The sequence below is a fragment of the Camelimonas sp. FR25 genome, from assembly GCF_059740505.1.
Genome location: NZ_JCAWFG010000005.1, coordinates 46,491 through 59,263 on the forward strand (window position 1 = coordinate 46,491; position 12,773 = coordinate 59,263).

Genomic DNA, 12,773 nt, shown 5'->3' on the forward strand with positions numbered 1-12,773 from the left:
TTTGCCTGACGCCGCTCATGGCGTCGGGGCCAAAATTTCTCATCACCTAATGCGCATCTGCGCTAGAATAACAGCGCCCGCCATCGGGCGCAGCGCGACGTGACGCTGGCCAGCAGGGCCGGGGACGGCGCGTGCAGGAGCATACATGACCGACGACGACACCCCGCAGCTTCCCGCGCAAGGCCCGGCACAAGGGGCGGTGGACGCCGCATCGCCCGCCGCGCCGCCGGCTGAGGGCGAACTGACGACACGCTGCGGCTTTGTCGCGCTGATCGGCGCGCCGAACGCCGGCAAGTCGACGCTGCTCAATGCGCTGGTCGGCGCCAAGGTGTCGATTATCTCGCGCAAGGTGCAGACGACGCGGGTGCTGGTGCGCGGGATCGCCATCCACGACGTCAGCCAGATGATCTTTGTCGACACCCCTGGCATCTTCCGGCCCAAGCGTCGGCTCGACCGCGCCATGGTCACCACCGCCTGGGGCGGCGCTGGCGACGCCGACATCATTTGCCTACTGGTGGATGCGCGCAAGGGCGTCGATGAGGAGGTCGAGGCGGTGCTGGAGCGGCTGGCCGAGGTGCGCCGTCCCAAGGTGCTGATCCTCAACAAGATCGACCTGATCCCGCGCGAGCGCCTGCTGGCGCTGGCGGCGAAGGTCAATGAGATGGGCGATTTCGAGCGCACCTTCATGATCTCGGCGATGAAGGGCCATGGCGTCGAGGATCTCAAGCTGTGGCTGGCCGATCGCATGCCCATCGATCACTGGCACTATCCGGAAGACCAGATCGCCGACGCGCCGCTGCGCCAGCTGGCCGCCGAGATCACCCGCGAGAAGCTGTTCAATCGCCTGCACGACGAGCTGCCCTACGCCTCCACCGTCGAGACCGACACGTGGAAGCAGCAGCGCGACGGCTCGGTGCGCATCGAGCAGACCATTTTCGTGGAGCGCGAGAGCCAGCGCAGCATCGTGCTGGGCAAGAACGGCCAGACCATCAAGGCGATCGGATCGGCGGCCCGCGTTGACATCGCCGAGGCGGCCGACGCGAAAGTGCACCTGTTCCTGTTCGTCAAGGTGCGCGAGAACTGGGGCGATGACCCGGCGCGCTATCGCGAGATGGGGCTGGAATTTCCCAGGAGCTGAGCAACCCCCAAGCAGGCCAGTCGCCAGTCAGCGGCTGGCGCCAGGGCTGGGGTGAACCGGGCGGCGATGGAGTGGGCTGACGAAGGCTTGGTGCTCGGCGTACGGCGGCTGGGCGAAACCAGCGTGATCCTTGAGGTCATGACGCTCCGCCATGGCCGCCACGCTGGCGTGGTGCGGGGCGGCCGCGCCACGCGGCTCCAGCCAGTGTTGCAGCCTGGCAATTCCGTGTCGCTGGTCTGGCGGGCGCGGCTGGAGGAGCAGCTCGGCATCTATACGGTGGAGCCGCGGCAGATGCGGGCCGCCGGCTATATGGGTTCGGCACTGGCGCTGAATCTGCTCGGCGCAGCCACCGAGTTGACCCGGCTGCTGCCTGAACGCGATCCCCATCCTGACCTGCATGATTCGCTGGCGCTGCTGTGCGACCAGATCGGCCACCCCGCCATCGGCCCGGGGCTGCTGGCGCTATTCGAGCTGTCTATCCTCGCCGAGCTGGGATTTGGCCTGGACCTCGGTCGCTGCGCCGCGACCGGCGGCACGGACGAGCTGATCTATGTCTCGCCCAAATCCGGCTGCGCCGTCTGCGCCGCCGCCGGCGCGCCGTGGAAAGAGCGGCTGCTGCCGTTGCCGCCGTTTCTGGCCGGCGCCACCGAGGCCGCGCCATCGACGTCCGAGGTGATCGACGCCCTGCGGGTGACGGGCTTCTTTCTGCAGCGCAACGTCTTTGGCCCGCGCGGCCTCGGCATGCCAGGGGGGCGGGCGCGGGCGATCGCGCTGTTGCAACGCAGTGGCGCAGAGGGGGGCAAGGTGGGCGCTGCTGCTGTTGGGGCCGCTGACCCGGGGTCCGTTCCCACCTGACGGGCGCGCCAGGGCTGACGCAGGCTGCCACAGGTCCTTGCGCAGGCGGCGCCCGCAATCCTGACATCCGGCTCTCGAGGCGCCCCGTTGACGCCAGACCCTCCGAGCGCGGGGCGACGCAACCCTGCCCAGCGTGATCAGCAATGCTCGGCAGTCGTAGGGCGGCTGACGCGATCTTGCTGCGATATATGTAGAATTTCCCCGGCGCAGCGGACGTATGGGCAATTGTGCTGGCTCGCGCTGGCTCCCTGTCAGTTACGGGGCAAGAAGGCGGATAGGCGCGCGCTTGGCGCCGTGCCAGTCTGTGCGCCTCGGCCCGCCGCAGGGAGCGCCCTTATGCTGCAATCGCCACCCAATTTGGCCCAGGCGCCGCTAAGCGGACGCGGGGCGGCCGCATGACGGCGCAGCTCTCTGGCGCCGCCGATGCTGGCCGGCCAGTGCGTGAGTTCGCCGCCGGCTGGCCGGCTGTGGTCGCCTGCTTCTTCATGGCGATCTTCGCCTGGGGCTTCGGCTTCTATGGCCAGCCGGTGTATCTGGCGGCGCTGCAGCGCGCCAATGGCTGGCCGACGTCTTTGGTGTCGGCGTCGATCACCTTCTATTACGTGTTCGGCGCCGCCTGCCTGCTCGGCGTCAGCACGCTGTTCTCGCGGGTCGATCTGCGGGTGCTGCTGGCGGGCGGGGTGGTGGTGCTGGCCGCCGGGGCGATCGGCGTCGCCAACGCTTCCAGTCCGTGGATGCTGTTCGCCGCCAACGCCGTGCTTGGCGTCGGCTGGGCCTGCACCAGCTCCACCGCCATCGCCGCGACGCTGGCGCGCTGGTTCGATGGCCGGCGCGGCCTCGCCATCAGCCTAGCGCTCAATGGCGCGAGCATCGCCGGCGTCATCGTCGCCCCGGCGCTGGTGCAACTGAGCGCCATCTACGGCCTCGCCGCCAGCGTCACCTGGCTGGCGCTGGGCATGATGCTCATCGTCCTGCCGCTGGTGATCTTTGGGCTCGCCGGGCGGGCCGCGCCGCCGCCTCAGCCTGCCACCGCCACGCATGGCCTTTCCGACGACGCTCCCGGCAACTGGCGCGAGGCCATGCGGTCGTGGCGGTTCTGGAGCATCGCCGCGCCTTTCGCGCTGGGTTTCGGCGCACAGGTCGGCTTTTTGATGCATCAGGTGGCGCTGCTGCTGCCAACGCTGGGCAACCAGCGGACGGCGGCGGCGCTGATGGTCGGGGCGCTGGCCGCCGTGGCCGGGCGCTTCGCCATGGGCTTCGTCATCGATCGCATCAACCAGCGCATGGCCACGGTGTTCAGCCTCCTCAGCCAGGCGCTGGCGCTGGCGGCCATCATCATCTGGCCGACGACGCCACTCGTGCTGTTCCCGGCGGTGGCGCTGTTCGGCCTGTCGGTGGGCAATCTGATCACGCTGCCGGCCACCATCATCCAGCGTGAGTTTCCAGCCCGGGCCTTCAGCCTGGTGATGGGCATGACCGTGGCGGTGGGGCAGTTTTTCTACGCGTTTTTCCCGCTGGTGGTCGGCGTCATCCATGATCTCACCGGCGGCTACCGGGCGCCATTGACGCTGTGTGTGGCCTTGCAACTCATCGCCGCCTGGCTGCTGGCGCATCCACCAGGACGCGCCAGGACCGCCGGCTGAGGGTTGCGGTTGCGGCGCCATGGCCACAGCACGGTTGAGGAGGCGGCGAAACACCAGGCAAGTGCTTGCTTTTGCGTTGTTTGTTCGCTACCCGTTCTCATGTCTTCATGAGTGACTGCCTGGACGATCGGCGCGCGCCGCCAAAGGCGCCTATTGGCGCCCCACGGGCGCTACATGGGCGCGTCCGGGCGCAAGCCTTGCGGACGCGGCGCGCCTGGGGATTGGCAAGTGGCTTGGCAAGCGGCTTTGCAAGCGGCTTGTCGCCGGTCTGGGGCTGGGCCGCCGGCGCCTGCTGGCGTTGCGCCACTGGTCAGGGGTCATCGCGATGGCGCAGCCGCAAGGTGGGCGCGGCGCACACCGGGGAAGGTGATGGGTAAGCAGGTCGGGACGCCATCGGACGACGGCATTGAGAACGTCGAACTGCGCGATGCGCTGGAGCAGCGTTATCTCGACTATGCGCTGTCGACCATCATGCACCGGGCGCTGCCCGACGCCCGCGATGGGCTGAAGCCGGTGCATCGCCGCATCCTTTACGGCATGCGGCTGTTGCGCCTCGATCCGGGCACGCCATTCAAAAAATCCGCCAAGGTGGTCGGCGACGTGATGGGTTCGTTCCACCCGCACGGCGACCAGGCGATTTATGACGCCATGGTGCGCCTCGCCCAGGATTTCGCCTCGCGCTATCCGCTGGTGGAAGGACAGGGCAATTTCGGCAATATCGATGGCGACGGCCCCGCCGCCCATCGTTACACCGAAGCGCGCATGACCGAGGTGGCGCGCCTGTTGCTGCAGGGCATCGACGATGAGACCGTCGATTTCCGTCCCAATTACGATGGCTCGACCAATGAGCCGGCGGTGTTGCCCTCCGCCTTTCCCAATCTGCTGGCCAATGGCTCGCAGGGCATCGCCGTCGGCATGGCGACCTCGATCCCGCCGCACAATGTCGCCGAGCTGTGCGCGGCGGCGCTGTATCTGATCGGCCATCGGGACGCGACGTCGGAGCAGCTGCTCAATTTCGTCAAGGGGCCGGATTTTCCCACCGGCGGCGTCATCGTTGAGCCGCAGGCCAATATCGTCGACGCCTACACCACCGGGCGTGGCGGCTTCCGGGTGCGCGCCCGCTGGGAGAAGGAAGACACCGGCCGTGGCGGCTGGGTCGCCGTGGTCACCGAGATTCCTTATCTGGTGCCAAAGGCCCGGCTGATCGAGAAGATCGCCGATCTGTTGCACGAAAAGAAGCTGCCGCTGGTGGCCGATGTGCGCGACGAATCGGCGGAAGACGTGCGCGTGGTGTTTGAGCCTCGCTCGCGCACCGTCGATCCAGAGCTGATGATGGAGACGCTGTTCCGGCTGACCGAGCTGGAAAGTCGCGTGCCGCTCAACCTCAACGTGCTCACCGCCGGCCGGGTGCCGAAGGTGCTCGGCCTCGCCGAGACCTTAGGGGAATGGATCGACCATCGCCGCGATGTGCTGCAGCGCGGCTCGCGCCACCGGCTCGAGGTGATTGGCCGGCGGCTCGAGATTTTGGGCGGCCTGCTCATTGTCTATCTCGACCTCGATGAGGTGATCCGCATCATCCGCGAGGAGGACGAGGCGAAGCCGGCGCTGATGCAGCGCTTTGCGCTGACCGAGTTGCAGGCCAACGCCATTCTCGACACCCGCCTGCGCTCGCTGCGCAAGCTCGAAGAGATGCAATTGCGCACCGAGCAGGAGGCGCTGCTCAAGGAGCAGGCCGAGCTCAACCAATTGCTCGGCTCCGAAAGCATCCAGTGGAAGAAGGTGTCGGCGGAGATCCGCCACATCGGCAAATTGTTTGGCCCGGAAACAAAACTCGGCAAGCGACGCACCGATCTCGCCGAGGCGCCTGCCGCCAGCACGATTGATCTGACCGAGGCCATGGTGGAGCGCGAGCCGATCACCGTGGTGGTGTCGGCCAAGGGCTGGATCAGGGCGCTGAAGGGCCATGTCGCCGACGTCTCAGGCCTGCAGTTCAAGGGCGACGACAGCCTGGCGCTGTCGTTCCACGCCGAGACGACGTCGCGCATCCTGCTGGCCGACAGCACCGGGCGGGTGTTCACCATCGAGGCGTCGAAGCTGCCGGGCGGGCGCGGCGTGGGTGATCCGCTGCGCATCCTGGTGGATCTCGACGAGAGCGCCAGCATCGTCGCCGCATGGCCCTATCGGGCTGGCGAGAAGATGCTCGTCACTTCGACGGAGGGCCGGGGCTTTATGGTCAGCTCCGACGACATGGTCGCCAATACCCGCAAGGGCAAGCAGATCATGGTGATGGACGCGCCGCACAAGCTCGCCGTCTGCGCCCCGGTGGCGGGCGATCATCTGGCGATCATCGGCCAGAACCGCAAATTGCTGGTGTTCCCGCTGGTGCAGGCGCCGGAGATGACGCGCGGCAAGGGCGTGCGTCTGCAGAAATACCGCGACGGCGGCGCCTCTGACGCCAAGACGTTCAATCTCGCCGATGGCCTGACGTGGAAGGACACCTCCGGGCGCACCTGGACGGTGTCCGAGAATGATTTGCGCGACTGGGTTGGTAACCGCGCCGAAGCTGGCCGCCTGCCGCCCAAGGGGTTCCCAAGGAACAACCGCTTCGGCTGAGCGTACGGTCGTGGAAAGATGCGGCGCCTGACGGAAGGCTATACGACAGGCGAAGCGAGGGCGTGGAGCGGCGCCGTTTTCCGAAGGTCTGGCAAGCAGGGCGGCTTGCCGGGCAGGTGCGGCGCGCCGGCTGTAGGCTGCGCGTTCGCGCATCATGGGCGCTGGCGCGGCGGGCGCGGGCGCCGGCGCTTTGCTGCGCCCTGATCGCCGCCGCGCCACCTGATCAAATGTTGCGGGCGCGCACGCCCGGCGCCATCCCCATGGCTGCCGATGGGTTGCCATCGCAGGTACGTAGCGACAGATCGGCGTAGCTCTGGTTTTCGCTGTGCGCGTAAAGCGATCTTCGGCGCCTCAACGCACGTGTTCATATCTGAAGCTTGGGCGTTGCTTCACAAAGTTGTGAACTTTACAGGAAGCCTCACACGCCTGACATTTGGGCGCTTGGGGAGGTTACACGCGTGCGCCTATACGACGGCACGGACGTGGATTCTGGCGCCGAAAGCGGCGGCCTGACCACGGATCTGCGGACGGATTTCTGCGTCTACAAGACGCTGATTGGCCGTTACGAAGACTTCAATGATGTTCAGTTTCCCAATGCGGCGGGCATCCGGCATATCTGCCTGACGGATGATCCAGATCTTGTGAGCGCGCATTGGGAAATTCGCCGTATTACGCCGCTGTTTGCCTTTGATGAGATACGCAGCCAACGTGCGCTCAAGGTGTTGGCGCATCGCTATTTGCCTGAATTCCGCTGGTCGCTCTACGTCGACAATACGGTTCAGATCACGCGCGATGTCAGCGCAATTTTTGCTGACAACTGGCGGACATCTGCGTTGACGCTGCCGGCGCACAGCTTCAGGGACACTGTTCTCGACGAGTTCCTTGAAGTTGCGCGCCTCGGCTATGATGATGGCAGCCGCATCTTCGAACAGTTGAACCATTATGCGCTGACGCATGACGCGCTGCTGTCCGAAAAGCCGTTGTGGACGGCGATGATGCTGCGTGATCATCACGATCCGCTACTGCAACAGACCATGGAGACGTGGTGGGCGCACATCGCGCGCTATTCCCGACGGGATCAGCTGTCGATCATTACGCGCTCGCCGTGACCGGGCTCCGCCCCAACATCCTCGATCTGGATAATCACCGATCGGACCTCCACAGCTGGCCGCATGCGCCCGGCAGGGATAGCGCCGCAGGCGCGCGCAATCCCGCGGTCAGCATGCGTCCGGTCATCGCCCAGGTGCGCGTGCTCGAGCAGCAGCTGGCCGAGGCGACGATAACCATCGCCGGGCTGCAAGGCGCGCTCCAGGCTCAGACCCAGGCGGACAGCCTGACCGCGCAGGCGTCTGCACGGGTTCAGGAGGAGGAGGCGCATTCACGTTTGCAACACGCCTTCGCCCAGGCGCTGCAGCTGGCGCAAATGTCACCCCAGTTCTGCACTGTGGGAACGCCGCCGCCCGCTGACGTTGCGCACGCTGTGCCGCCGGGCCGTGCCGATATACTGTCCCGCAAGCTCTCGGCGCTTGCTGGACGTTACCCCGTGGCGGCGGAGGGCGCATGGCGCGCCATGCACGCAGGGTGGCGCGGCCTGCGCCTGGCCAGGGACCTGGCAGGTCGGCGTGCGTCGCCTGTCGCTGCGCCAGCGCTTCCGGCGGACGATGGCCCGAAGCCGCCGCCTGCACGCAATGAAGCCCACGCCGCCGGGTGGCAGGCGCTGTTTCGGGCGGCGCCGGCGGCGCCCCGCACCTTCGGCGAGCGCGTGCTGCGGAAAATGGCGTTTGATCGCAATCCCATTCTGAAGGTCTTCGCCGACAAGATCGCCGTCCGTGATTATGTCGCCAGCACCGTGGGCGCCGAATATCTGGCGGAGATCTATGCGGTTGCGGAGCGCGCGGAAGACATCCCCTGGCAGGCTTTGCCGCGCGAGTATGTGTGCAAGGTTAATCACGGCTCGGGCGGCGTCGTGGTGGTGTGGGAGGGCGCCAAACGTGATCCGCTGCCCGACGGGCACACGCCCGTCGGCTGGACCCGCTACTGGACCCATCCGGATACGGCGGACTGCGCGGCGATTGAGCGCCTGTCGGCGTACTGGCTGGCGCTCGACTTTGACTGGTGGGAGGGGCGTTACCCGGAGTGGGCCTATGAGGGCATCCCAAGACGCGTTTTCTGCGAACAATTGCACAAATGCGCGGACGGGAGCGCCCCAAGCGAGTACAGGTTCTTCGTATTCAACGGCGTCGTGAAGGTCATTCGTGTCGCCGCGCAGACGCTGAACGGCGACATCACCAGAATCACATTTGACCGGGATTGGAACGTTCTGCCGGTGTCATTGATTGTTGGCGAATTGAGGCCGCCGCCTGCAGTTCCGCCGTCGCGGCCAGCCAATTTCGAGCAGCTCCTCGCCCATGTTGTGGCGCTGGCCGCGCCGGTCGATTTCCTCCGGGTCGATATGTACAATGTTGATGGCCGCTTTTACTTTGGCGAATTGACCAATTACCCCAGCGCTGGCCGCGGCGTGTGGCGGCCGGAGCCGTTTGAGCAATTGTTGGCCTCGTGGTGGCGGCAAGACTACTAAAGGTTGTTCGAGGGGACGGCCCGGCGCCGCGTGTCGCGCCCAGACGTGCGCTGCGCTGGCGGCGCGGCCGCGACCGCATTGCTGGTCATGGCAGCCCCCCCTGGCGCAAGCCCTCGCTCTGCAGATCCGTGCGTAGCGGCGGGCGCTGCGCCGGCTATTTGTCGCAGCTGTAACCAGTGCAGGCGCGCCTGGTCGCGCTCGACAAATCTGGACGCGACGGGTTTATAGAACTAACGTTTGATCAATCGTGCCTGAAACCTTCCGGCCTTGCGCTACATGCTCGCGACGTCTGCGCGTGTGTCGCGCTATGGCCGGGGTGGAAACGTGGCGCGGCAAAGAAAATCAGACAGGGGCGCCCCTTCCTGCGGTCGCCGCAGTGAGGAGGAGGGGGCCAATGTCGAGCTATGAAACCGTGCTGGTTGAACAGCCGGTGCCGGGCGTGACGCGGATCGTGATGAACCGCCCGGCGGCGCGCAACGCCCAGAATTTGCAGCTGACCTATGATCTGAACGCCGCCATGGACGCCGCCGCAGCAGATGATGCGGTGAAGGTGATCATTCTGGCGGGCGCGGATCCGCATTTTTCTGCGGGCCATGATCTGCGCGCCGGGACGAAAAACGCCGCCGGCGTCGATTTTCCGCCGGTGTTCAATTGGGGTGGGTTTTCCGAGGGCGCCGTGCATGGGCTCTATGCGCGCGAGCAGGAGATCTATCTGCAGATGACCCGGCGCTGGCGCAATATTGCCAAGCCGACCATCGCCGAGGTGCAGGGCCGCTGCATCGCCGGCGGCCTGATGCTGGCCTGGGCCTGCGATCTCATCGTCGCCAGCGATGACGCTTCCTTCTGTGATCCCGTCGTCAATATGGGCGTCTGCGGCGTCGAATGGTTCGTGCATCCCTGGGAGCTGGGGGCGCGCAAGGCCAAGGAATTCCTGTTCACCGCCGACGCCTGGAGCGCTGAGGAAGCGCGGCAGTTCGGCATGGTCAATCATGTGACGCCACGGGCTGAGCTTGCGGCGTTCACGCTTGGGCTGGCGAGCCGCATCGCCGCCAAGCCGGCCTTTGCGCTGAAGATGTCGAAGGAGGCCGTCAATGGCACGCTCGACATCATGGGCCAGCAGGCGGCGATCGATAAGGCATACGCGCTGCATCACCTGTGCCACGCGCACAATCAGCAGCAATTTGGTTCACTCGTAGACCCGACCGGCGTGCACGCGTCGGTCAAGGACAAGGCGACAGTCTGACCATGGATCTGACCCCAACCGAAGAAATGCGCATGCTGCGCGAGAGCGCAGAGCGTTTTGTCCGCGACCAGTATAACGCCGACGCGCGCCGCAAGCGCCATGAGGCGGGCGAGGGCTTTGCGCCCGCCACCTGGAAAGAGTTCGCGGATCTCGGCTGGCTGGCGCTTCCCGTTCCGGAAGAGCTCGGCGGCCTCGGCGGCGGCGCCGTCGAAACCGGCATTCTGATGGAGTCCTTCGGCCAGGGCCTGGTCGATTCGCCATATCTGTCGACGGTGGTGCTCGGGGCTGGCGCGGTGATGCAGGCTGGCTCCAGCGCCCAGCAGGCTGATATCCTGCCGAAGGTGGCCGAGGGCGCCCTGCGTCTGACGCTGGCCCATTCCGAGCGCGCCGCCCGCTACAATCTCGCGCATGTGGCCGCCACCGCCGTCCGCGACGGCGATGGCTGGGTGATCACTGGCGACAAGACCGCGGTGCTCGACGCCGATGAGGCCGATGTGCTGCTGGTGTCGGCCCGTATCAGCGGCGCTGTCGCCGATGCTGCTGGCGTCGGCCTGTTCCTTGTGCCGCGTGACGCTGCTGGCGTCAGCCTCACCACCGATCTGCGTCTGGGCGGCGGCAAGGTCTCCCAGATCAGCTTGGGCGGCGTGCGCGTCGGCGCCGAGGCGCTGCTGGGCGGCGATGACAACGCCTTGCCGGTGATCGAGGCGGTGGTTGATCGCGCCATCGCCGCGCTGTGCGCCGAAGCTGTCGGCATGATGCAGACCCTGGTGGAGACCACCGCCACTTACATCAAGACTCGCGAACAGTTCGGCAAGCCGCTGTCGGTCAATCAGGCGTTGCGTCACCGCATGTCTGACATGGCGGTCGCCGTGGAAGAGGCGCGTTCGCTGGCCCTGCGCGCCGCGTTGTTCGCAACGGAAGACGCGGTCAGCCGCAGCCGCGCCGCCTCGGGCGCCAAGGTCAAGATTGGCCGGGGCGCGCGCTATGTGGCCGAGCAGGCCGTGCAGCTGCATGGCGGCATGGGCGTGACGGAAGAGCTGGAGATCGGCGCCTTCCTCAAGCGCGTGGTGTTCTTCGACGCCATGTTCGGCGGCCCCGACCATCATCTGCGCCGCCACGCCACGCTGAGCGCTAACGCCCGCGCCGCCTGAACCGTTTTGCACCCATCAGCAGGGTTGCGGCTCGCCAGCGCTGAAGCCCGCCCTGCCGGAGACAATGAGCTCCAGAAGAGGCATGCGATGAACTTCACGTTCTCTGAAGAAGAAATCGCCTTTCGCCAGGAAGTCCGTGACTTCCTCGCCAAGGTCATCACCCCCGAGATGAAGCGCGCCCAAGCGCTGACGCCCTCGGTGTTCTCGGACAAGGAAGTGTCGGACGTCTGGCACAAGGCGCTGGCGGCCAAGGGCTGGGCGGCGCCGTTCTGGCCGGTTGAGGCTGGCGGCCCGTCGTGGACCCCGGCGCAGCGCTACATTTTCGCCTCCGAATGCGCCATGGCCGGCTCGCCGAGCACCTCGCCCATGGGTCTGTCCATGGTCGGCCCGGTGATCATCAAGTTCGGCACGCCCGAGCAGAAGGCGAAGTTCCTGCCGCGCATCCTCAATTGCGAGGATTATTGGTGCCAGGGCTATTCGGAGCCAGGCTCTGGTTCGGATCTCGCCTCGCTGAAGACCCGCGCGGTGCGCGATGGCGACGACTACGTCATCAATGGCACCAAGATCTGGACCACCCACGCCCATGAAGCGAACATGATGTTCGCGCTGGTGCGCACCGACGACAGCGGTCGCAAGCAGGAAGGCATCAGCTTTATCCTGATCGACATGACCTCGCCGGGCATCACCATCCGGCCGATCCTGACCATTGGCGGCGACCATGAGGTCAACCAGGTCTTCTTCGACGACGTGCGCGTGCCCGCCGCCAATCTGATCGGCGAAGAGGGCATGGGCTGGACCTATGGCAAATATCTGCTCGAGTTCGAGCGCGGCGGCGGCATCGCGGCGCAGCGGCTGCGTCGTGGCCTGCAGCATGTCATCGAGGTGGCCAGGGACGACGCGCCTGGCCTGCCGGTCGATGATCCGTCGATCGCCGCGAGGATCTCCGAGATCGAGATCGACATCGACGCGTTGGAGATGACCGAGCTGCGCATCATGTCGGCGCTGCAGACTGGTCAGAACCCTGGGGCCATCTCGTCGCTGCTCAAGCTGCGCAACTCCGAGATCAAGCAGGCCATCACCCGTATTGGCGTCGACGTGCTGGGTTATGACGCGCTGGTGTGGGAGCCGGCCCGACCGCTGTACAACCTCAACCGCGAGCCGACGCTGCCGGAAAGCGAGCTGCCGCTGGTTCCGGAATATCTCAACAGCCGCGCCTTCACGATTTTCGGCGGTTCGTCCGAAGTGCAGCGCGACATCATCGCCAAATTGATGGTTGGCCTCTGAGGCGGCGCCCGGGCCCTGATGCATGCGTCAGGGACTGATGGCTCGGGAACCCGCGTGGCGCGCCACGCGGGTTTTTTCGCGGCTGGATGTGGGCTGCCCGCCTCAGCGCCGTCATGGTCGGGCTTGACCCGACCATCCACGACTTTGGCGGGGCGCGGCGCGTGGGCCGGCTGGGGTGAAGGCGTGGATGCCCGTGACGAGCACGGGCATGACGGTGGGGGGGGAAAGGCGCGCGCTGGCTGGGTGGGGCGGAGGTGCGCACAGGGCT

General features: G+C 66.3%; 9 protein-coding genes. All 9 read left to right on the forward strand.

Annotated features, from left to right (window positions below):
- The first annotated feature begins 145 nt into the window (after positions 1-145).
- The 9 genes from era (at position 146) to AC6A67_RS00380 (ending at position 12,505) form a co-directional block, all read left to right on the forward strand.
- The gene (gene era / locus AC6A67_RS00340; RefSeq protein WP_498034526.1) at positions 146-1,138 is read left to right on the forward strand and encodes a GTPase Era; all 993 of its coding nucleotides are present in this window, start codon (positions 146-148) and stop codon (positions 1,136-1,138) included.
- Positions 1,139-1,204: 66 nt separating this feature from the next.
- Entirely contained in the window at positions 1,205-1,993 is a 789-nt protein-coding gene (recO, locus tag AC6A67_RS00345; protein ID WP_498034527.1) for a DNA repair protein RecO, read from the forward strand.
- Between the two features lie 395 nt (positions 1,994-2,388).
- Positions 2,389-3,636 (forward strand): MFS transporter, encoded by a 1,248-nt coding sequence (locus tag AC6A67_RS00350; protein WP_498034528.1) that lies wholly within the window; start codon positions 2,389-2,391, stop codon positions 3,634-3,636.
- A 369-nt stretch (positions 3,637-4,005) separates the two neighbouring features.
- Positions 4,006-6,249: a DNA topoisomerase IV subunit A gene (parC, locus tag AC6A67_RS00355; protein ID WP_498034529.1), complete on the forward strand. Its 2,244-nt coding sequence runs from the start codon at positions 4,006-4,008 to the stop codon at positions 6,247-6,249.
- Positions 6,250-6,707: 458 nt separating this feature from the next.
- The gene (locus AC6A67_RS00360) at positions 6,708-7,358 is read left to right on the forward strand and encodes a glycosyltransferase domain-containing protein (RefSeq protein ID WP_498034530.1); all 651 of its coding nucleotides are present in this window, start codon (positions 6,708-6,710) and stop codon (positions 7,356-7,358) included.
- Positions 7,295-8,827, forward strand: coding sequence for an ATP-grasp fold amidoligase family protein (locus AC6A67_RS00365; protein ID WP_498034531.1), 1,533 nt, complete (start codon positions 7,295-7,297; stop codon positions 8,825-8,827). The genes AC6A67_RS00360 and AC6A67_RS00365 overlap by 64 nt, the downstream gene beginning before the upstream one ends.
- Before the next feature lie 394 nt (positions 8,828-9,221).
- Positions 9,222-10,070 carry an enoyl-CoA hydratase gene (locus AC6A67_RS00370; RefSeq protein WP_498034532.1) on the forward strand — a complete coding sequence of 283 codons (849 nt, stop codon included), beginning with the start codon at positions 9,222-9,224 and terminating at the stop codon, positions 10,068-10,070.
- A 2-nt stretch (positions 10,071-10,072) separates the two neighbouring features.
- Positions 10,073-11,221, forward strand: coding sequence for an acyl-CoA dehydrogenase family protein (locus tag AC6A67_RS00375; protein ID WP_498034533.1), 1,149 nt, complete (start codon positions 10,073-10,075; stop codon positions 11,219-11,221).
- A gap of 87 nt (positions 11,222-11,308) precedes the next feature.
- Entirely contained in the window at positions 11,309-12,505 is a 1,197-nt protein-coding gene (locus AC6A67_RS00380; RefSeq protein WP_498034534.1) for an acyl-CoA dehydrogenase family protein, read from the forward strand.
- The last annotated feature ends 268 nt before the right edge of the window (positions 12,506-12,773 follow it).